This window comes from Succinivibrio faecicola (assembly GCF_019448115.1).
GTDB classification, from domain to species: domain Bacteria; phylum Pseudomonadota; class Gammaproteobacteria; order Enterobacterales; family Succinivibrionaceae; genus Succinivibrio; species Succinivibrio faecicola.
Genome location: NZ_JAGFNY010000002.1, coordinates 1 through 22,071, shown reverse-complemented (window position 1 = coordinate 22,071; position 22,071 = coordinate 1). Strand labels below are relative to the sequence as shown.

General features: G+C 35.5%; 14 protein-coding genes and 3 tRNA genes. 12 read left to right on the top strand and 5 right to left on the bottom strand.

The genetic code is table 11. The features are described from left to right. Positions 1-399: 399 nt before the first annotated feature. From rpsO to J5V48_RS01180, 12 genes are all read left to right on the top strand, one after another. Positions 400-666, top strand: a complete 267-nt coding sequence (rpsO, locus tag J5V48_RS01235) for a 30S ribosomal protein S15 (RefSeq protein WP_219936135.1) — start codon at positions 400-402, stop codon at positions 664-666. 92 nt (positions 667-758) lie between these two features. After that, positions 759-2,966, top strand: a complete 2,208-nt coding sequence (gene pnp / locus J5V48_RS01230; RefSeq protein ID WP_219936133.1) for a polyribonucleotide nucleotidyltransferase — start codon at positions 759-761, stop codon at positions 2,964-2,966. A 75-nt stretch (positions 2,967-3,041) separates the two neighbouring features. Further along, the gene (locus J5V48_RS01225; protein WP_219936131.1) at positions 3,042-4,427 is read left to right on the top strand and encodes a sodium-dependent transporter; all 1,386 of its coding nucleotides are present in this window, start codon (positions 3,042-3,044) and stop codon (positions 4,425-4,427) included. A gap of 28 nt (positions 4,428-4,455) precedes the next feature. Continuing rightward, positions 4,456-5,829: a sodium-dependent transporter gene (locus J5V48_RS01220; RefSeq protein ID WP_219936128.1), complete on the top strand. Its 1,374-nt coding sequence runs from the start codon at positions 4,456-4,458 to the stop codon at positions 5,827-5,829. Between the two features lie 2 nt (positions 5,830-5,831). Next, complete coding sequence (locus J5V48_RS01215; protein ID WP_219936126.1) at positions 5,832-7,211, top strand: sodium-dependent transporter; 1,380 nt, start codon at positions 5,832-5,834, stop codon at positions 7,209-7,211. A gap of 88 nt (positions 7,212-7,299) precedes the next feature. Continuing rightward, positions 7,300-9,588: a transglycosylase SLT domain-containing protein gene (locus tag J5V48_RS01210; RefSeq protein ID WP_219936124.1), complete on the top strand. Its 2,289-nt coding sequence runs from the start codon at positions 7,300-7,302 to the stop codon at positions 9,586-9,588. A gap of 188 nt (positions 9,589-9,776) precedes the next feature. Then, positions 9,777-9,861 (top strand) — tRNA-Leu (locus J5V48_RS01205). Positions 9,862-10,073: 212 nt separating this feature from the next. Then, positions 10,074-10,259, top strand: a complete 186-nt coding sequence (locus tag J5V48_RS01200) for a hypothetical protein (RefSeq protein WP_219936122.1) — start codon at positions 10,074-10,076, stop codon at positions 10,257-10,259. A gap of 3 nt (positions 10,260-10,262) precedes the next feature. After that, the gene (locus J5V48_RS01195) at positions 10,263-10,880 is read left to right on the top strand and encodes an N-acetyltransferase (protein ID WP_219936120.1); all 618 of its coding nucleotides are present in this window, start codon (positions 10,263-10,265) and stop codon (positions 10,878-10,880) included. A 771-nt stretch (positions 10,881-11,651) separates the two neighbouring features. Then, the gene (locus J5V48_RS01190) at positions 11,652-13,427 is read left to right on the top strand and encodes an IS110 family RNA-guided transposase (RefSeq protein WP_219936118.1); all 1,776 of its coding nucleotides are present in this window, start codon (positions 11,652-11,654) and stop codon (positions 13,425-13,427) included. A gap of 9 nt (positions 13,428-13,436) precedes the next feature. Further along, entirely contained in the window at positions 13,437-13,712 is a 276-nt protein-coding gene (locus tag J5V48_RS01185) for a hypothetical protein (protein WP_219936116.1), read from the top strand. 156 nt (positions 13,713-13,868) lie between these two features. Continuing rightward, positions 13,869-14,561 carry an NYN domain-containing protein gene (locus tag J5V48_RS01180; protein ID WP_219936114.1) on the top strand — a complete coding sequence of 231 codons (693 nt, stop codon included), beginning with the start codon at positions 13,869-13,871 and terminating at the stop codon, positions 14,559-14,561. Positions 14,562-15,248: 687 nt separating this feature from the next. Here J5V48_RS01180 and J5V48_RS01175 read toward each other — a convergent pair. The 5 genes from J5V48_RS01175 to J5V48_RS01155 all read right to left on the bottom strand — a co-directional run bounded on the left by J5V48_RS01175 (position 15,249) and on the right by J5V48_RS01155 (position 21,836). Continuing rightward, positions 15,249-16,634 (bottom strand): MFS transporter, encoded by a 1,386-nt coding sequence (locus tag J5V48_RS01175; RefSeq protein WP_219936112.1) that lies wholly within the window; start codon positions 16,632-16,634, stop codon positions 15,249-15,251. 345 nt (positions 16,635-16,979) lie between these two features. Beyond that, positions 16,980-17,069: transfer RNA gene (locus tag J5V48_RS01170), tRNA-Leu, on the bottom strand. Between the two features lie 41 nt (positions 17,070-17,110). After that, positions 17,111-17,186: transfer RNA gene (locus J5V48_RS01165), tRNA-Gly, on the bottom strand. A 73-nt stretch (positions 17,187-17,259) separates the two neighbouring features. Continuing rightward, the gene (locus J5V48_RS01160; protein ID WP_219936110.1) at positions 17,260-19,065 is read right to left on the bottom strand and encodes a hypothetical protein; all 1,806 of its coding nucleotides are present in this window, start codon (positions 19,063-19,065) and stop codon (positions 17,260-17,262) included. A gap of 158 nt (positions 19,066-19,223) precedes the next feature. Beyond that, a complete protein-coding gene (locus tag J5V48_RS01155) occupies positions 19,224-21,836 on the bottom strand; it encodes a hypothetical protein (RefSeq protein WP_219936108.1) in 2,613 nt (870 codons plus the stop codon). Positions 21,837-22,071 lie beyond the last annotated feature (235 nt).

Genomic DNA, 22,071 nt, shown 5'->3' with positions numbered 1-22,071 from the left:
TAAATTAAAGAGAAAATTCTCTTAATTCATCGAAGTTCACTTCATTTGTGACAACACTTAAGGAAATTTTAGTTTTGGCAAATAAGAGTTTTATGCTTTGCCGTTAGGCCAATTGAACAGAATGATGTGGTGACAAGGAATCCTTACTTTTTAAGTGCGTGGAAATATCAAAAACAGTCTAAAGTAAGAAAAATATCAAATAAGAAGGAACTTCAGAAAAAGTACTGATGATTTGCTTGAAATTTCGTGCGTTGTATAGAAATTTTATTCTTTATATCACCTTTTTTTTATATCTAATAATAAAGTAAGCAAAATTATGTTAAAATTAGTCGGCTTTCAACTGAGTTTGTGATCGGTCTGAGAGTCATATTGTTTAATTATCACAAAGGAGCATTTTAAATGTTAACAGTAGAACAGAAAGCAAAGATCGTTGCTGAATTTGGTCGTAACCCACAGGACACAGGCTATCCAGAGGTTCAGATTGCATTATTAACTGCAAGAATTTCTGATCTTCAACCTCACTTTGAGGCTCACAAGAAGGATCACCACAGCCGCCGTGGTTTATTACGTTTAGTTGCTCAGCGTCGTAAGCTGCTTGACTACTTAAAGACTTCAGATGTTGCTCGTTATACAGCAATCGTTGAGAAGTTAAAGCTCCGTCGCTAATAATTAGCGTCTGGCTGGGCGGCTTGAATGCCGCCCTAATTTTATAGGCCCCACTTAAAGAGGCAAAAAGTGGGTGTAGTGGAGAAAATATAATGAATTTAAAACCAATAATCCGCACCTTTAAATACGGTCGTCATACAATTACTTTAGAAACAGGTGCAATTGGTCGTCAAACAGACTCAGCCGTTATGGCTTCTATGGATGACACTACAGTATTTGCAACAGTAGTTTGTAACAGAAAAGAGGAAGTTGCAGGTCGTGATTTCTTTCCATTAACAGTTAATTACCAGGAGCGTTCATACGCAGCTGGCAAAATTCCGGTAAGCTTCTTCCGCCGTGAGGGTAGAGCTACCGAGGGTGAGACCTTAATCTCTCGTCTGATTGACCGTCCTTTACGTCCACTATTCCCAGAAGGTTTCGTAAACGAGGTTCAGGTTGTTGTTACAGTTATGTCAGCAAATCCTGAAATTCCAACAGATATTATTTCTATCATTGCAGCTTCAGCAGCATTAAAGACTTCAGGTCTACCATGGAATGGTCCTCTTGGTGCAGCACGTGTAGGTTACATTGATGGTCAGTATGTATTAAACCCACTGACAAAAGAGCAGAAGGTTTCAGATCTTGACCTTGTTGTTTCAGGTTCAAAGCAGGCTGTTGTGATGGTAGAGTCAGAGGCAAACTGCCTGCCAGAGTCAGTAATGCTAGGTGCTGTTATGTACGGTCATGAGCAGCAGCAGACTGTAATCAATGAGATTGAAGAGTTCGCAAAGCAGGTTAACCGTCCAGTTTGGAACTGGGTAAAGCCAGAAGAGGACACCGCTTTAATTGAAGCTGTTAAATCAGAGGCAACTGAAGCTGTAGGTGAGGCTTTCAGAATCGTTGACAAGTTAGAGCGTCAGGATAAGTTAGAAGAGATCCAAAAGAGCGTTGCTGAAAAGATAAAATCTTCAAAAGAAGAGTGGGCAGAAAAGGACAACGAGATTGCAAAGATCTTCTTTGACCTTGAGCGCAACATCGTTCGTGAAAGAATTCTGTCTGGTGAAAAGAGAATCGACGGCCGTTCATTACGTATGATTCGTCCTATCACCATTGCAACCGGCATCCTTCCAAGAGTTCACGGATCAGCTTTATTCACCCGTGGTGAGACTCAGTCAATCGGTACATGTACTCTAGGTTCAGAGCGCGATGCTCAGACATTTGAGGATATGTCTGGTGTTCGTACTGACAGATTCATTCTTCACTACAATTTCCCTCCATACTGTGTAGGTGAAATCGGTTTAATCGGCTCTCCAAAGCGTCGTGAAATCGGTCATGGCCGTCTTGCAAAGAGAGCATTAAAAGCTGTTCTACCTTCATTAGAGCAGTTCCCATATTCAATTCGAGTTGTTTCAGAAATTACTGAATCAAACGGCTCTTCATCAATGGCTTCAGTATGCTCAGGCTGTCTGTCATTATTAGACGCAGGTGTTCCTATCAAGGCTCCTGTAGCAGGTATTGCAATGGGTCTTGTTAAGGAAGATGACAGAGTTGCAATTCTTACTGATATCATGGGTGATGAGGATCACTTAGGTGATATGGACTTTAAGGTGGCAGGTACTCGTGATGGTGTTACAGCTCTTCAGATGGATATCAAGACAGACGGTATTACCCGTGAGATTATGCAAAATGCATTAACTGATGCACATGCAGCAAGAATTCATCTGTTAAACGTAATGCAGAAGGCTGTACCAGAGGGTGTCAAGGAATTATCTCCATATGCTCCAAGAGTTGTAACCATCAAGGTTCCAGCTAACAAGGTTAAGGAAATCATCGGTAAGGGTGGCTTCAATATCCGTTCAATTCAGACAGATACAAACAGCCAGATCGATATTGAGGATGATGGTACTGTTAAGATTTCTGCAACTTCACAGCTTTCAGCTGAAGGTGCAATCAAGCGTATCAATGATTTACTCATCGAGGTTGAAGTAGGTCAGGATTATGTAGGTAAGGTTGTAAGAATCACTGATTTTGGCGCATTCGTCAACATCCTTCCAGGTCGTGACGGTCTTGTTCACATCTCTCAGATCACTGAAGAAAGAGTTGAGAATATCAACGATTATCTGCAGATTGGTGATGAGGTTCGTGTTCGTGTTCTTGATATTGACAACACAGGTCGTATCCGTCTGTCAATCAAGGCAATTACTGAAGAGCAGACTGCTGTGTCACAAGAGCCTGCAACAACTGAGTCTGTAGAGCAGGAAGTTCCTGTTGAAGAACAGATGGTAGAATCTGTTCAGTCAGAAGAACAGGAACAGCAGTAATCCTTACTGAAAATTTTTAATAATCAAAAGGCTCGTATGTAACTAATACTGCGGGCCTTTTTAATGAGCTATTCTATGAAAAACAACACTCAACTTAGAGAACAGTTTTCAACCAGACTTGGTTTTCTTTTAATTACAGCAGGCTGTGCTATCGGTCTTGGCAATGTATGGAGATTTCCTTATATTACAGGACAGTATGGTGGATCTGCATTTGTACTAATCTATCTTCTTTTTCTTGTGATTTTAGGTATTCCTCTTGTAAGTATTGAACTTGCAATAGGCCGTGCCTCAAGAAAGAGTATAGGCTACTCTTTTGAAACACTGACACCTGGTAAGAAATGGTATCTGTGCAAGTATTTCATGATCTCTGGTAACTATTTGCTTATGGCATTCTATACAATGGTTACAGGATGGATGCTTTACTACAGCTACAGAATGCTAAAAGGAGATTTTACAGTTGAGCCATTAACCCAAGCTCAGTCAGGTCAGTATTTTGGTGAACTGCTGGCAAATCCAAATGCCATGATTCTGTGTACTGTTCTTGTAACGGTATTTGCTTTTTCTATCTGTGCATTTGGTCTTAGAAAAGGTGTTGAGAGAATTACAAAACCTCTTATGGTTCTACTGTTTGTTCTTCTTGTTTTTCTTGCAGTGCACTCATTTTTCCTGCCAGGTTTTGAAAAAGGTCTTGAGTACTACTTAAAACCAGATTTTTCAAAATTCACAAAGGATTCTATCTATGAAATCCTGTCTGCAGCTGTAAGTCAGGCTTTCTTTACATTAGGTCTTGGTGTCGGTTCATTACAGATTTTCGGATCATATATGAGCAAGTCACGCTCTATCCCATATGAGGCAACTACCATAGCGATTCTTGATACTATCGTTGCTATACTTGCAGGTCTTATCATTTTTCCTGCCTGCTTTAGCTATGACGTTCAGCCAGGACAGGGACCAGGTCTTATCTTTGTAACATTACTGTCAGTATTTTCAAATATGCAGTTTGGCTATTTCTGGGGATCACTTCTGTTCATCTTCATGCTGTTTGCTGCTGTTTCAACTTTAATTGCTGTTTTTGAAAATATCATTGGTATTTCACTTGATATATTCAAGACAACAAGAGTAAATGCTGTAATAGTTAACATGATAATTATTCTGTTGCTTGGCCTTCCTGTAATTTTAGGATTCAATGTGCTTTCATTCATCAAACCTATGGGTGAAAAATCTGTAATCCTTGATTTATATGATTTTGTTTTCTCACAGAACATTATAGAGTTAGGCTCATTAGTTTATGTCCTGTATGCAAGCTATAGCTATGGCTGGGGCTTTGATTCCTATATAAAAGAGGCAAATCTTGGTTCTGGTTTTTCTATAAGCACAAAGCTTCGTTTCTATTTTAAATATGTGCTACCTGTTATAGTTCTTGCATTATTTGCTCAAGGTTATATAGCAAAATTTGCATAATTAAATATCAATAAAAATTGGAGTATATATGCAAAGAGAGATCTTTAAGACAAGACTTGGTTTTCTTCTCATTGCCTCAGGATGTGCAGTCGGCATCGGCAATGTATGGAGATTCCCATTTATTGTAGGTCAGTATGGTGGAGCATATTTTGTGCTCATGTACCTTTTCTTCCTGTTACTAATCGGTATTCCTTTACTAACTATCGAACTTTCAATTGGAAGACGCTCAAGATCATCAATGGCTTACTGCTATGAGAAACTTGAAGATAAAGGCTCCTACTGGCATGTAAACAAGTGGTGGCAGTTTTCCGGTAACTACTTTTTGATGGGATTTTATGTTGTAGTTGCAGGCTGGATGCTGTACTACTTCATGTCTTTTGCCTTCAATGAGATCCCTCATGATATTGATAGAGCTGATGCAGCAAAAAGATTTACCGAGCTTTTGGCGTCCCCAAGTCTGATGTACAGCTTAGTACTTGTATGTGTGATATTCTCTTATGCAGTAGTTGCTTTAGGTGTTGTAAAGGGAGTTGAGAGAATAACCAAGCCTCTTATGGTTATCCTTATTCTTCTGCTGATTACAATGGCAGTTCGCTCATTTACTCTTGATGGTTTTTCTGAAGGTATTTCCTTTTATCTAAAACCTGATCTTGCAAAGCTTGAGAATAACTTTTTAGAGGCTGTCTGGGCTGCAATGGGTCAGGCTTTCTTCACACTGTCTGTAGGCTTTGGTGCAATTGCTATTTTTGGCAGCTATATGTCAGAGCGTCACAAGATTTTAAACGAAGCTATCTTTATTGCTGTATTTGATACACTCGTTGCCTTCCTCTCTGGTCTTGTAATCTTCCCTGCCTGTTTTACATACGGAATTTCACCAGATTCAGGTCCAAATCTTCTGTATCTTACAATGACTGTTGTATTCTCTCACATGACTTTTGGTACCTTCTGGGGAAGCTTATTCTTCCTGTTTATGCTTATAGCTGCTATTTCAACAATGATTGCTGTTTTTGAAAGCTCAATTGCAGGAACAATTGAACTTCTAAAGGTAAAAAGACTTACAGCTGTAATCATCAACTTTGTTGTAATCATTACACTGTGTCTGCTGCCACTGCTAGGTTACAATCTTCTAAGTGATGTAAAGCTTGTTAACGGCAGATTTGATCTATTGGGATTCTTTGATTTTCTGGTATCTAACAACATCATGCCTATTGGCTCTTTAGTATTTGTCCTGTTTGTTGTATCAAAATCAGGTATGAAATTTGAAAAATATATTGAAGAGTGCAATATCGGTAAGGGCTTTAACATGTCATTAAAGCTTAAAAACTACTATAAATTTGTTCTGACACCAATAGTAACAGCTGTATTACTGTTAGGTTATTATTCACTGTTTTTTAAAGGTTAGATATGGAACAGACAAGAGAACTTTTTAAAACAAGACTTGGCTTTATCTTAATTGCCGCAGGTTGTGCTGTTGGTATTGGAAATGTCTGGCGCTTCCCTTTCATTGCAGGTCAGTATGGCGGTGCATGCTTTGTACTTGTATATCTTTTCTTTCTGCTTACATTAGGCATTCCTCTTTTAACAGTTGAGCTTGCAGTTGGCAGAGCCTCAAGAAAGTCTATTGCAATGTGTTATGAGACCTTAGAGCAAAAAGGCTCTCACTGGCATGTAAACAAATGGTGGCAGCTTGCAGGTAACTATATTCTGATGTCATTTTACGGCATCATAACAGGCTGGATGCTTTACAATTTTTTCCTGTTCATGTCAGATTCAATTCCAAAGAATATGCCAAAGCAGATGGCTATTGATAATTTTACATCACTGCTTTCAAATCCTGCAGCATTATTCAGCTGCATGGTTGCAGTTGTATGTTTTGCATTCATGATTGTTTCTTTAGGTGTTGTAAAGGGCGTAGAAAAATATACAAAGCCACTTATGATTATTCTTATAGCACTTTTAGTATTCATGGCTGCAAGATCATGCACACTTGATGGTTTTTCTAAAGGTGTTGAGTTCTATTTGAAGCCTGATTTTGAAAAATTCAGTGAGAATATCTATGAGGCAATCTGGGCAGCTATGGGACAGGCATTCTTTACCTTATCAACAGGTATGGGTGGTATAGCTATTTTTGGAAGCTATATGTCAAACCGTCACTCGCTGCTTAATGAGGCTCTGTTTATTGCAGCACTTGATACTATAGTTGCCATTTTAGCCGGCTTTGTAATCTTCCCGGCATGCTTTACCTATGATATTCAGCCAGATGCAGGTCCAAATCTTCTGTTTGTTACCATGACAAGCGTATTTTCAAATATGTCTTTAGGCTCATTCTGGGGTGGATTATTCTTCCTGTTTATGCTCATTGCTGCAGTATCAACCTTAATTGCTGTGTTTGAAAATATTATTGCAGCAAGTCTTGAGCTGTTTAACATCAAGAGAAAGACTGCTGTTTTATACAATTTCTTTGTAATACTGGCGCTGTCAGTTCTTCCTGTTCTTGGCTTTAATGTGCTAAGTGATGTACATCTTATAGGCTCTAATACAAATATTACAGATTTTTGTGATTTCCTGATTTCAAACAATATTCTTCCAATCGGATCATTGGTTTTAGTACTGTTTGTAACATCAAAGTCTGGTATGGGCTGGCTTAACTACATTAATGAGTGTAATACTGGTAAGGGTGCAAGAGTTTCATCAAAACTTAGGATCTATTACCGCTATATCCTGACTTCTGTAATTGCAGTTCTTCTGTTAATCGGCTATTACACAGTATTTACAAGAAGTTAATTAAACTTTGCGATAAAAAATAAGTTCATTTAAAGCTCTTTGTCGTATAATCTTAAAGGTAGGATAGAACATGACAAAGAGCTTTTTAATGAAGATTTTTTTTAGAAAACTGATACTTTGTTTATCAGTTTTATTTTTTATTACATCAGTAACTCCAGTATTTAATGCCTATGCTGCAGATAACACCACCAGCAGCACCAAGAAGAGTACAGCTAAAAAGAAAGTTGTAAAGGCTGCAAAAAAGAAAAATGCAAGAGCTTTGAAAAAAGCCAATACCAGAAAGAATATAAAAAAGGCTATCTCAAAAGCTCAGATTAAAAGTAATTTAAAAAAGAAAACTGCAGTAAAAAAGAGTGTTGCAAATAAAAGTGTTGCATCTGTCAAAAAGCCTCCTTTAAATGTTAAGCCTCCTTTTAACAAGGAAACTCCAAAATCAGTTTCAGATTCAATGCTGAAAAATCCGCTTCTTGAAACAACTCCCAAGCTTGTTATGCAGAGAAATTACTTTGTTGATGCAAAAACAGCCATTAAAAAGGGAGATGAGCAAAAAGCTCTGTATATAAAGCACAATTATTTAAAAGGCTATCCTCTTGCTGTCTGGATTGACTACTATTATCTGGTTGAAGATCCTAAGATTGAAAAGTATTCACAGGTAAAACAGTTTTTAAAGCAGTCCCATCATCAGGAGTTAAACTCCTATGTTAAGAGTGTTTATATTGATTATCTGTCTAAAAGAAAACAATATAAAAAGGTTCTTGAACTCATAGGAAAGAAGCCTTTTGAAGACAATGTTGAACTGAACTCTGTTCAGCTGTCAAGACAGTGCCGTTATTATGAAGCAAGATGGAACAGAGGTTTTGCAGATAGTTCAGCTTCTGTATTTGCTTCAAAGCTTTATCTTAGATTAAAGCAGTATCCACAAGGTTGTGAAGGTCTTATTAGTACCTGGGCAAAGCACGGATATCTTACAGATAAGCTAACACTTGAGCGTTTTGAGAGAGCATATATTTCAAGAAACTATGAGCAGACTACACAGAATCTTGCAAGATCGCTTTCAAATACAGTTTATAAGGACAGAATATTAGCTCTTATGGATCTATATGACGACCCATCAAAAATCATGGATGAAAAGTACCAGATAAATGGTGATGATAAGAGCAGAGCTGCTGTACTTGCGTTCAAACGATTTGCAAATCTTAATGCTAAGGATGCAATTGAGCTTTTTGACCAGTTTTGCAAAAAATACGATGTAACAGATCATCAGCGCCTTGAGATAATGCAGATTTTTGCTCAGTCATTCCTTTCAAGACAGGCTACTATCGAAGAGGTAACATGGGTTGACAGAAATCTGCCTGCAGTTTTGTGGACTGAAGATATCAAAATCATGAGAATGAGAAAGGCAATCTGGTTCTCTCAATGGCAGATTGTTTATGACTTGTATGATCATCTGACAGAATATGATCGCTCATTGATTAACTGGAGATACTGGAAAGCACGTTCTGCCCGTGAAATCGGTCGTATAGAGCAGAGTAACCAGTTAATGGAGCAGGTTTCAACTGACAGAAGCTTCTTTGGTTTCCTTGCCGCAACAGAGCTGTCAAAGCCACTGCCATTCAACCATGAAAAACTGCCTGAAAAAGCAGTTTGGCCTGGAAAACTAAAACACAACAAGGCTGCTGTGCGTTTCTTTGAATTTAAAGTTCTCAATGATTACTGTGCATCTGTTGAGTGGAAGGAGGTTGCAAAGACCTCTACAAACGAAGATGCCTTACTTATGGCTGAGTGGGCTTTATCATCAGGAAATATCGCATACTCAATTTCAAGTGTTGTTGCAGGAAAAAGATGGGATGCACTTGATTACAGATTCCCAAAGCCATATCTTGAGCTGTATCAGAAGTACTCTGACTATTCAAATGTGCCTATTTCATTCTTATATGGCATATCAAGACAGGAGAGTATGCTAAATCCAAATATTAAATCTCCAGTTGGTGCTGTAGGTTTAATGCAGCTTATGCCTGAAACTGCAAAACTTGTTTCAAGGAAGAATAAATGGTCTTACAGAGGTCCGTCTGATCTTGTAAATCCTGAGTATAACATCAGATTGGGTTCTGCTTATCTGAAGGATATGCTCAACAGATTTGATAATAACAGAATTCTTGCAGCAGCTGCATATAATGCTGGACCTGGCAGAATAAAGATCTGGGCTTCAAAGGATGGAGGTGTACGTGATAGTGCAATGTACATTGAGAATATTCCATTTAAGGAAACAAGATTATATGTGCAGAATGTGATCCTGTATGATGTCATCTATAAAAAGCTTCTGACCGGAAAAGAGGATAATCTTCTGTATTCTCATGAGAAAAATTACAGATACTAGAATACAGTATCGAGAAAAGAAAAAGTCACTTTTAAAGGATTTTGTAAGGTTCTGAAAGTGTGGGGTCCTCATTTTTATTAAATTTATTTTTCAAAAGAGATCATTTTGAAAAAATAAATTAAATGCATGTAAAAAAATATTATTTAAGTATTTACTTTATCTATATATTTGTTATTATATCAACCGTTGCCCAGGTGGTGAAATTGGTAGACACGCTACTTTGAGGGGGTAGTTCTGCAAGGAGTACGAGTTCAAGTCTCGTCCTGGGCACCAATTCTATAAAATCTTATCTATCCTAACCTATCCCGAAATCATTTAAAACTCGCATTCTGATGTGCTTTAACTTATCTTTATCTGCTCTTATGTGTTGCAATAAGTGTAATGTTTGTATATTTTGGTTAAGATTTGTATATAATGTACAAGTTTTATTTTGAATAGTTAACTATACTTCTTTCTAAGAATAATTTGTTTAAGAGGACTGAAAAATGGCTAGACCAATTAAAGTGATCCCTACTTTAGAGGGTGAGGCTGCAGCAACCTTCTTAAAAATAGCAGAAGATGCTGAGCGTCGTTATAAAGAGCGTAAAGCTGCCGGTAAATTAAGAGATATAACTAAAGATCCTAAATATCAGGGTATGAAGAAATTATTTGCCAATCCTTTGGTTTTATAAATTATGAGTACATTAGACGGTCTTAGGTTCGCCGAACTGACTAAAAAGCTCCTTGATAGGAGCTTTTGTTTTTCTTGCGGTGATGATGATTTAGATGACTTTTTTAACAATGAAGCTGTTCTTTACAGAGAAAAGCTTATGGGTAAGACCTATTGTTTAATTGAAGTTCTTACTCCAGAAGAAACTAATCAATTAGGAAAAGAATACAGAATTATTGTTGCTTTTACTGTCGCAAATGACAGTTTGAGAATTTATGATTTGCCAAACAACAGACGAAAGAAACTAATTGAATCTACACATAAGCACCTGAAAAGATATCCTGCTGTTTTGATTGGACGTCTTGGAGTTAATAAAGACTATTGCGGTAAAGGTTATGGCAGTGAGATCCTTGATTATGTAAAAAATTGGTTTAGTGAACCTGAAAATAAAACCGGCTGTCGTTTTGTGATAGTTGATGCTCTTAACTCTCCTAGAGTTTTAAAATTTTATTCTGAAAACAAATTTCGTTTCTTGTTCTCAACTGATACCCAGGAATTAGCTTATGAGAAAGTGAATGCGAATCAGGAAAAACCAAATACCAGACTGATGTATTTTGATTTACTTGATCTGTCTAATTCCTGATAAGGTACTGTGACGACCTGTCAACGCCTTCGGGTTATTGATCTTTAAGGAGAGAATATGAAGATAGAAGATAAAAAAGAGATCTATGTCGGTATAATCAAGGCCTGTTTCTTGATTTTATGTGGAGTATGTTCCTACTACTATGTAAATTAAGATACGATCAAGGCATATTCGGATTGGCGATCAAATTTACTAGAGCCTATAATTATAGGTACATCAAGTTTGCTATTATTATTTGGTACAGTGCTTATTCGCGCCCTTAGGAGGAATAAATGATTTTATATTTTGTTGCGGGTGTTTTATTTCTCTTCTGCCTATGGATTGCATACGTTACTTACAATTCTTAGATTAGTGTTAAAAATCACGAAAGTGATCCGTCAATATCATGCGAAGTTGATCCGTCTTTTGTACCAAAAAATCCGGATCATCTTGAATAGATTTTTAACATGAATACTTATTTTTGCGTGCCATTTTATTATCTTCGTATATATTTTAACATACCCAAGATCTTAGTAACTATTTGAAATCAAGGGTATTTATAAAATTACTACCTGACAGACAATCTGTAGGTAAAGTTCTTTAAAAATTTGATATACAAATCAATAGGTTAAAAAATTAACTTTTCGTTAAAACGCCTGATTTTGGTGTGTTTTTTCCAAAAAATTGGACGATTGAACGGAAAGTGGATAAATGATGTTAACTGTATGATTTTTAAATAAAAATGGGATTTCCCATGTTATAATAAAAGTACGTCAACAACAAGGAAATCCCATGTCAAAATTATCTATATTCCCAGCATCTTTGTCAACTGCTCATTCATTCACAACTGTTTTATCTAAGGATAACTTAAAGCAATATGCTCGTGATTGTGGTGCTTTAAAGAGAGAGCGTAAGTTCTCTATCTCAGACTACATTCTGACTTCACTTTCACAGATGAGTAAATCCACACAGAAGTCTGAGTTTACGCTTCGCTCTGTACATGATGCTTACTTAAGAGGCTGCAAAAAGTTAGGTAAATCACTTTTAACTCATAAATGCATACATAAGCAGTTACAGTCAGAAAATACTCTTAAAGTTATTAAGACTATGTTGTCAGAACTAATGACAGCTACCTTTAGTAAGAGCTTTCTTAAAAAGATTAAGAAGTTCATTAGCGGGGATTTAAAGTCTTTATTAGAAAAGCTTAAGGTAGATGACATCATCTTAGTAGATGGTACTGAAATTGACCTATCATACTCATGTGCTGATAACTTTGACTGTAAAGGCAAAGGAAGGCCACATACTGATGGCTCTGCACCAAGACCTGGTTTAAAGCTTCATATAGCTTTCTCTGTGTTAAGACAAAGCTTCGTATATGTAGAAATCACAGAAGCTGTAGGCTCTGAAAGGGATTCTGTTCTTACTGACAGATTCCATAACTGCCTTATTATCTGTGATAGAGGCTACGTAGACGAAGAGCTTGAACAGAGAATTGCTAATAGCGGTAACCTTTACCTTATCAGAGGTAAATTAAGCACTGCTGATTGGCAATGTGAAGCAAACAAGAAACCTCTACATGATTTTGCAGATTGGTGTAAGAAACAATCACCTGAAGTTTTGATTATGGAATCAACAGGTGTTTACTGGCAGTCTTTATACGAATCTCTTGAAGATGTAGGTTTTACAAGTAGGCAGATCATTGTTGTAAATGCTCGAGATGTAAAGAATAAATCTGGTAGCAAAACTGATATTGCAGATGCAATGCATCTAGCTGAAGTTGCAAGACAAGGCTGTTATAAAGCATCTTTTGTTCCTTCAAAGCACACTAGGCAATTAAGGTGTTTATGGAGAGCATACGCTAATGCCAAGAATACCAGAAAAAAGCACTTAAACATACTGCATAAAGAATTATGTCAGGTTGGTTGTAGAGCTTCTAGTGTATTCAGTGATATTAGAGGAAAGACTGCTACTAAGATTCTAACTGCTTTAATTGACGGTGCTGAAGGTGATGTTTTAAAAGAGGCTATCAATGATGCTTGTAGTCATGTCGGCAGAGGCAGATTAAAAGCAAAACCTGAGCAAATATACGAAGCATTAGAATCTGATAAAAATAGTCTTGTGTGGTTTTCAATTAAAGATCATCTGAATATCATTCATGCATTAGATAAATCACTTGATGAACGATTGCAATATATCAAAGATAACCTAAATGATGCAGACAAAGCTGCAATATCTCTATTAATGACAATACCAGGAATTAAAGAGATTACAGCAATTGGTTTGGTATGTGAATTAGGAAATGATTTAAGCAATTTTACATCAGTACGACGTTTCTGCAGATGGATTGGATTAGCTCCTGGTAATAACGTTTCTGCAGGAAAAAGATATTCTGGAAGTATCACTCATGGTAACAAATATTTGAAGACTCTTTTAATTGAGTGTGCTTCACGTCATTGTTCAAACTATTTTAGATTTAATCCTGCTGTAGATACTGCTCTAAAATATGTTACTACTCAGGCTATCTGTGATTTAATCAGAAGGGGGGGACGGTTGATTCTCAACAGCTAAGGATCATGAATGAAGGTGTTTGAATTTGAAGGCAAGTGTTATCGCTCAATGAGCTTATTCTGTAAAGAGCGCGGTGTTTCTTATCAGAAGAAGAGAATACTCTGCAGACATTATATGCGCGCTCATAAAGATCCAACCATTGCAGCAAAATGGCTTCTGGGAATAGAACCGTTTAAAAGCAATGAACCAAAGACCTTTCTTTATGAGCAGGATTTGCAAAAGTCTGAGGAACGGAACTCTAAATTCAAAGACAAAATGTATCAGCAGTTTATGGAGAATTTCTGACTTGTCCTAAGTTATGTTTTTTTATCCTAATATATTGACATTTTTATTTTTTGCTGTAATCTTTTTAGTAAATAAAGTTTCAGACCTCGACATTAGTCCTCTCACTCTCAGAGAAGTGACGAAGTCGAGGTCTTATAGTATATGGAATATTGTTTTATGGACAAAATCAGAACAGCTATTCTTGTAGATGGTGGATTTTACAGAAAAAGAGCAAAATCTTTATGGGGAGAAAAGTCTGCAAAAGAAAGAGCTGATGAGCTTGAATCTTATTGTCATAAACATGTAGGTAATTCATATCTGTATAGAGTCTTTTATTATGATTGTCCATGGCTTACAGATAATATTTTTAATCCTATTACAGGAAAGACTGTTAATTTCAGAAAGTCAGACGTATTTAAGTGGACGGAAGCTTTTTATGATGAATTAAAGCATAGAAGAAAGTTTGCTTTACGTATGGGAAGGTTATCTGAAGCTCCTCAGTATGTTTTGAAAGAGGATGTTTTAAAGAAACTCTTTAGAGGAGATAAAAATTTTTCTGAGTTAACAGAAGACGATTTAAGAATAAATGCAAAACAGAAGGGTGTTGATATGCGTATTGGCATTGACATTACTTCCTTGGCTCTAAAAAAACAAGTTGATCAGATTATCCTTATTGCTGGTGATAGTGATTTTGTTCCTGCTGCAAAATTAGCAAGAAGAGAAGGTATTGATTTTGTTCTTGATCCTCTCTGGCATCCTGTCGCAGATGATTTATTTGAGCATATTGATGGATTACAATCATATAATAAGCCAGGTAGAACAAACAAAGAAGCAAAACAAGATGTTTCACAAGGTACTGTGACGGCATAAAATCGTTCTCGGGTGGCAAGGCGCCCGAAATTCGTCTAGCTACACCACTTTTTATAATGCGGACTTTGCTATAATCTCGATTTTTACAGTTACAGCTTAAAATCTTTATATTACAACAAGTTAGTCATTTTAACTTGTAGTAATATTTTTAATCAGAAAAAATTTTTTTCTTATTTTTTAGATGCTTTTAAAGCCTCTTTCATATCTCTGGCGGGGATAAGCTCGCAATCAAATCTGACTGATAAGATCCTGTGTAAAACATCAGTTATTTCTGTTCTGGTAAAACTACCGGTGTAGAGTGCTCTACGTGATGTAAGTTTGGTGATATTCATTTTTTTTAATGTATTGTTAAAAATCACGAAAGTGATCCGTCAATATCATGCGAAGTTGATCCGTCTTTTGTACCCAAAAAACCGGATCATCTTGAATAGATTTTTAACATGAATACTTATTTTTGCGTGCCATATTATTATCTTCGTATATATTTTAATATGGGATAATTAATTCCGCTAACAGATCCTTAGTTCAAAATAAAGAAGTCGTTTTTTTAGTTGAGTTAAAGAAGCACATTCATTATATTGAGAGTCCACTATTTACAATATCCATGACGATTTTTGGTATGTCCATATAAGGTTTATCATGAAAAATAACTCTGCAGAATCAACAATCTGCAGAGCTTAATTGATCTTAGAAGAAATCTTTTTGTTTTCTTAATTTAATTTCTTCAAGAATTTGAGTGTATTCTTTATCAAGACGGTATTTAGACATTGCAATAATTGCAACTAAAAGAATAATCATAGGAACCAGAGTGCTGGTCAAAAGAATAGCCTGTGAAGCATTCTCCTGCTGAATCTGTGCATTTGGTATATAGCCTGCAAGACTTAAAATGAATCCCATGATTACAGGTCCAAAACCACCTGCAACCTTAGAGCTGAAAGATGCACCTGCATAAATGTATCCTTCATGTCTCACACCATCTTTGTATTCACCATATTCAACAGTATCAGGGATCATTGCATACAGATTAGCCATAGCAAAACCCTGACCTAGTCCCCAGAAAAGTGAGCCTGCGTAAAATGCATTCATGCTGTATGGCATTGCAAGACGGAATGATACCGAAATTATCATAAGAACACATGCAAAAAGAAGCATGTTTCGTTTACATATATAACGTACAAGGATTGGTATTATTGCAATCATTACAACCAGTCTTGATATATTGAAGATGGTACCAAAAATACCTACAAGACCGTCATCTGAAAGGTAATATTTGCAGTAGTAGATATTTACAGTATTGAAAGTAACGTCTGCTGTATATACACAGAAGAATGCAATTGTCAGCATCAGCCAGTACTTGTTAGAGAACAGACACTTTAGTGAATCAGCTACACCGTCATTTTTAATGGTCTCTTTTGCTTGAACTCTTTCATGGCACAATAAGAAAGTAAAAAAGAAAATAATTGAGCCTGCAAAACCAACGATCAAGAATGTATATGTCCAGGCTTTTGCATCAGCACCGAAGAAATTAACAAGAGGCATGGTGATGTTAACAATCAGAGCCTGACCAGCTGCAGCAAGTACCATTCTGAAAAGAACAAGAATAGTTCTCTGTTTTTGATCCTGTGTCATTGATGCGCTCATTGCACCATATGGCAGGTTAATTGCTGTATACACACAGCTCATTGTAAAGTTGTATGTAAAGAATATATAGATGAGCTTTGAGACATCATTCCATCCTTGAGGAACTGAGAAGAGGAGAGTTGAACCAAGTATAAAGGGAATGAGCATTTTGAAGATCCAGCTTCTTGCTTTTCCAAGAGGGGAGTTAGTATGCTCAATGATATGTCCCATAATGATGTCTGTAACACCGTCAAAAATTCTTGAAAACAGCATGATAAGAGCAACAATTGCCATATTCACGCCAGCAAATTCGGTGTAATAGTACATTAGGAAAGTCTGCGCTCCTACATAGAGCATACAGCTTGCAAAATCACCCATTCCATAGGCAATATTTTCAAAAAGTCCTATAGGAAGTGGTTTATATGGATTGTTCTTTAAAGTGATAACCGCCATATAGCCTAGTTCTATTTATTTTTTTTATATAGATAAGAATACAAACGTTTGCATATAAAAATGCAATTATTCAGGTTTGCAAAAGTTATCTGAATATTTTAATGAAATTGGTTAAAAAAAGAGCTTTTTATTTCAAAGACTTAGAAGAAAGTCACAAATTTTTTCTAATGTAGAACGCAATATAATTCGCATTTTTTTTTATGCCTAATGTCACACTAATTATATTCTTATATCAGAGTGAATGATTAAATAGAGAAATCATGTATAGCGACTATCTTTTTGAATCAATCAAAGGAAATGTAATAAATATACTTACGATTTTAATCAAATGTCTGGGATTTAAAGTGGTGCCCGGGGTCGGAGTCGAACCGACACGGAAGTATAAGTTCCGAGGGATTTTAAGTCCCTTGTGTCTACCAATTTCACCACCTGGGCAAAAAACAGCATAAAGCTGTAAAAGGAAGGTTACTGTAATCTGGAGCGGGAAACGAGGTTCGAACTCGCGACCCTAACCATGGCAAGGTTATGCTCTACCAACTGAGCTATTCCCGCTCTGATATCCAGTCAACGCGGGAAATTATACTAATTTTTCTTACAGAATCAATAGGTCATTGCAAAATTTTTTTTATGAATTTTCTACTTCATACTCGCTAGCAGTCTGATCGCTGATCCTTATTGTGAATGTTTTATTTATTGTTGCAACTTCTTCATCACCTTCCTTCAAGGTAAAGCCATCAATTGCATCAAAAGGAACCTCGATTGTATCTTCAAAATCAAATCTTTCATCTTTTGGAAGAAAGTCTATGTTGTCTACATTAAGTATTATCCTGTCAACATATTCGCAAAATGAGCATTCAGGTATGCAACAGATGAAATTTACATCATCTAGATATTCTGTATTATCTGCAGTAATGCTCAGCACTTTTGTATTTTTGTTGTACTCAAACATAAAAGACAAACCAGATTGCTTCATAAGTGGCACGATATAGTCAAATTTTTCAAGTATTTTATCTGTGTTGATAGTGATCTCTTTGTGGTTGCATTTATCTTTTAGAATGCTTTTTACTTCATCAATTTTTGATTCGAGATCATCGTTGAGCTTAACAAGATTGAAATCAAAGCCTTTTTTCATGAGAAGTTCAATGCATTTTTGTGCTTCAAGGTAGTACTTTAATGCCTTGAGAAGATAATTGTCTTTAACATAGTCGTAACATGCAATTGCCAGATAATCAGCATTATTTCTGCACTCATCGCCAAGTGATACTAGCATTGCGGCAACATAGTCATTAGCAGCTTTAAATAAAAAGAATGAGCTGTCTGTGATTTCTTTCTTTAAAAGATCAGAATATTTCTCTACAAGAGAACTTGGTATGTGCTCAATACGGTCATCTAGCAGCAACTTGAATATACTGTTAATTGCCATTTTAGAACCATATTTTTCTGCAATGGAATAGTACTTAAAGGCCTTATCGTAATCAGCTTCACCAAGTTCGCTATCTGCACTATACAGATCACCTAGCAAGGTGCATACCTCATCTGAATGAGTGAATTCTTCATCATCGCAATCCTCTAGAAGAATATGCAGATACTCTTCGCCTGTTTTAACATCTCTTGGAAAAACTCTGTTTCCATCAAGAACACTGACCTTACCAATATAATATAGTCCACAGGCATCACCTTGAGAGCTTAAATATTCCATGCAGTCTCTGAATCTTTGAACAACCTCATCAGGAGCCTGTTCAAGATCGAAACCGTATAATGAAGTCATTGATGATGTGTAATACTGCATCTCAAGATCAGTTGAAAAACTGAATTTTTCAGGCTGTTTTTCATCATGGAATGCTATGTTGTGGGCACACTCTATAAAAGTATCAAAAAATATATTGTGTCCTTGAGTAAACTTCTCATTAACAGCATCCATTGCAAAATCAAAGAAATCTGTAAGCTTTGGAAATCCGTAGCCGTAATCCTTTATCTGCAAAAGTTCTATAATGTAGGACTCTTTTAAAAAGAAGAGTAAAGAGCAGTACGCTTCACCTGGTTTCTGATCGATAGTTTTTAGTTCTGTCAGTATTTTTTCAAATACTTTTGCTGTAACTGGAATTTCGTCATTTATATCTATTTCACAGCAGAATGCAGCACTGACATGGTAAGTTAAAGAATCTTTAGAATTATCAGATTGTGCTAAATTAAAAGAGCACAGTGCGTTTTTTATTTCAGATGGATTTTCTATAAGTTCATTCAGTCCAAATGCAGGAGCATATGCTAAATCAGTAAGTTTTCTTAAACATTCCTTGTCATCTTCAATTACTTTGAAAATATTATCTGATAAATCGATACCATCATCTTTTGACTGAATTGCAATTGGCTTTGAATTATCAAGATCGTATCTTAACCACTGATCATTAATTCTAAAAAATAGATTATTCATAAAAATTCCTTATTCTGTTAGAGTAAATTAAAGTTTGCAACATCTGAGAATTTACTTGTTAGTATTTTGTTTTCTTTGTGTATAAAATGCTTTTATCTAAGAAGTTGCAAACTAAATGATTTAGATCTTTAAAAGATCATTTACCTGAACTTATATAATCAGATCACCTCATATATTTCGTTCATTTCAGAGTTCTTGAAATATTTATAATCCTCAGGGTGGGTTTGTTCTATTTCTTTTAAAAATGCTCTGATTAAATTCCTATCAGCTTCTTTGCTAAGGCTGCTTGCAAACATCGGCTCTTCATCTGCAATTTCTCTAATTCTTTTTAGTTTCTGCGAAGGTGTGTATTTTTTACTTTCGATAGCACTAAAATCCTTTCCATCCTTTATAAGTTCAAGCTTTTCAACAAATGATGAACATAAACTCAGCTCATCCTGATCTATTAAGAAGAGGAACTCTTCAACAAGATCGTAGGTACTTACACCGTCATCTCTAAATTGTTCTTCTAGCTTTTCAGGAAAACAGAACATTGCATTTGCACAGTAAAATTTGATGATCTTCTTGTACTCACATCTGTGTTTTTTATCAATTTTCTGTAAATATACAAAGCTACTTATCATCGATTCGATATCGGCATACATTGTCTGTGTTAACAGGTATTCATGACTTAAAAAATCGTCAATCATCTTTTCTGTAGGACATGCTAAAAGCATTGAGAGTGTATCCTCATCTAAATTAGGTAGCTTTTCAAATTCATCTTTTGAAAATTCTAATCCTGTCTGAGTACCTTTAGTTTGTAAAGCACTACCCTTATTAAAAAGAGATCCGTTTTTTGAACTAAAATAAGATTTTCCATCTTTTTTATGAAGATAGTATTCTTTTATCTTCCAGGATGAATTCTTTTCTTTTTCAATAACTGTATATGCTTTATTAAGTGCATCAGCTGTTTTTCTATCTTTGCCATCTATTTGTGAACCTAAATCTTTTCTTACAGTCTCATCAAATGGTAGGCAGTTTTCTTTCATAGTTTCATAGCCTTTTGAAAAATCAATCTGATATGGTGGAATATATTCAAACTTTAGATTTTCGATTGAACATACTTTTTCTCCTTTATAAGAGAGGTAATCGCTGTGTACTTCATCAAAAATTATTTCTTTTTTCTCTAATAGATTCTTATTTGCATTTTTGTTCTTAATATTTAATACAAGAGAATCTTCAAAACCAAAGTACCAGCACTTTTTGCAGGTGATAAAAACAGGTAATTTTTGGCCATCAGCATTGTATCTTGTGACAGTTATACAATCGCCGTTAACAACTAGTTTCATATAATCATTCTTAAATAGAGAATATTTAAGTAGATAGTAAAAGCCTCTGCTATTTTCAATGATCCTGTATTTTGGCTCATCAAAATCACGTACTTTCATCAGTTTTTTTAATATGCTTAAAATTGAGTCAAATAGAGCTCTGTCTTTTTTCTCTTCATTATTTTGCATTTTGTAAAGAAGTGCTCTTAATGCAATCATGCAAGATTGAGCTGAGAAATACATGCATTGATAAAAGCCGAAACTTAAATTAGCTCTTCTTGCAAAGTTTTCATAATACTCAGACTCTCTTAACATAAGCAGAGCAAAGGCATTATCGAATTTTCCTTCTAAAAATTCTTTTTTGGCTATTTCTTCACAGGTAATGTCATTTACAGTTATGTATGAATAAATGTTTTTATCTGAAAACGCTTTATTCTGTATGTCAGCTTTTTCTTTATCTTCAATCTCTTTTAAATAGATCTTTGCAGTATCAAAACCCATTTGTATAGCCTCATTTAGAATGCATTTTGCCATGTCCTTATAATCATTTGTATCTTTGCTGTTTCTAAGATAAACCTTGCTTAAAAGAACATAGTATTCACTGAACATGCTGTCGGTGCATTCTCCATTGTTTTCTCTCATCTCTCTTTTGCAACTGTATAAAGAATTGTGAAGGAGTCTAAACAGTCGCCTGTCATCTGAACCACACCATTTTTCTTCATAGAAAAGACCGTTTATGCAAATCTTCATTGCAGATTTATATCCTTTCTTTGCAAGATAGAAAGCTGCATCTTTATATAATTCTCTTTGAGAATTAGAACATTCAGACAACTTATTGAAGTTCTTTACAAAATGAAGTTTTGCAAAGTCGTTGCACAAAGCTCTAGCATAGGTGATCTTTTTTGCCTTCAAATATGCTTTTGTCATTTGTTCAAGATCTTTTAGCATAAGCTCTGATTTATTTGTATAGCAAATATAGTCATAAAAACCTTCTAGAATGGCTAAAATGCAGTCCTTTTTTGATGGAAGTGCTTCAAAAGACACTTTTGTATCTACTTTAATTACATTAAACTCAATGAAATTTTTAATGACGTAGTAGTACATTAAAGCTCTGTATTCATTAAAATCACCATCTGTCAGACAGTAACCATAAATCGATTGATTTATTCCATCGATAACGTTCTGAATATCAAGACAAATTTCATTGTTTTGGGCTATACAGTAGAATTTTCTCTCTACAATGGCGATGTCTCTGTTATTTATAAGATCATTTAACTCTTTTTCGTCGAGAGCTTTAAGAAAGCTTGTTATGAAACTCTTGTCTACAATTTCATTTGAAACTGAGTTGTCAGCGTGTTTTATATTCAGTTCGATTTGCTTGTCGTCAATGATCCTGAAATTATCAACAATACTCAGTTCATAGTTACTTCTATATAAATAAAAGCAGTTATTAAAATCCAACATAAATGCTCCTTACGGATCGCTAGTATCCATTTTGAGTTTATTTTCGATAATTTTGGAAAATTAGAATTTTTTTTGAGGGGGATGTAAGGTTAACAGGAGGTTATAAGAAGAAACGTAAGAAAAAACTTATTTTTGTTAACCTTACATTTAAAGTATACAATAAAAAATATACTTGTCAAATAATAAAATATAAAAAGTATTGCAGTAAAGTAAAATTACTTAAATAACAAAGAGA

Bases quoted from the DNA above. Each gene is read 5' to 3' on its own strand.
- J5V48_RS01210 (WP_219936124.1), top strand. From the start codon at position 7,300: ATGAAGATTTTTTTTAGAAAACTGATACTTTGTTTATCAGTTTTATTT.
- pnp (WP_219936133.1), top strand. From the start codon at position 759: ATGAATTTAAAACCAATAATCCGCACCTTTAAATACGGTCGTCATACA.
- J5V48_RS01200 (WP_219936122.1), top strand. From the start codon at position 10,074: ATGGCTAGACCAATTAAAGTGATCCCTACTTTAGAGGGTGAGGCTGCA.
- J5V48_RS01160 (WP_219936110.1), bottom strand. From the start codon at position 19,065: ATGAATAATCTATTTTTTAGAATTAATGATCAGTGGTTAAGATACGAT.
- J5V48_RS01215 (WP_219936126.1), top strand. From the start codon at position 5,832: ATGGAACAGACAAGAGAACTTTTTAAAACAAGACTTGGCTTTATCTTA.
- J5V48_RS01190 (WP_219936118.1), top strand. From the start codon at position 11,652: ATGTCAAAATTATCTATATTCCCAGCATCTTTGTCAACTGCTCATTCA.
- J5V48_RS01180 (WP_219936114.1), top strand. From the start codon at position 13,869: ATGGACAAAATCAGAACAGCTATTCTTGTAGATGGTGGATTTTACAGA.
- rpsO (WP_219936135.1), top strand. From the start codon at position 400: ATGTTAACAGTAGAACAGAAAGCAAAGATCGTTGCTGAATTTGGTCGT.
- J5V48_RS01155 (WP_219936108.1), bottom strand. From the start codon at position 21,836: ATGTTGGATTTTAATAACTGCTTTTATTTATATAGAAGTAACTATGAA.
- J5V48_RS01195 (WP_219936120.1), top strand. From the start codon at position 10,263: ATGAGTACATTAGACGGTCTTAGGTTCGCCGAACTGACTAAAAAGCTC.
- J5V48_RS01175 (WP_219936112.1), bottom strand. From the start codon at position 16,634: ATGGCGGTTATCACTTTAAAGAACAATCCATATAAACCACTTCCTATA.
- J5V48_RS01185 (WP_219936116.1), top strand. From the start codon at position 13,437: ATGAAGGTGTTTGAATTTGAAGGCAAGTGTTATCGCTCAATGAGCTTA.
- J5V48_RS01225 (WP_219936131.1), top strand. From the start codon at position 3,042: ATGAAAAACAACACTCAACTTAGAGAACAGTTTTCAACCAGACTTGGT.
- J5V48_RS01220 (WP_219936128.1), top strand. From the start codon at position 4,456: ATGCAAAGAGAGATCTTTAAGACAAGACTTGGTTTTCTTCTCATTGCC.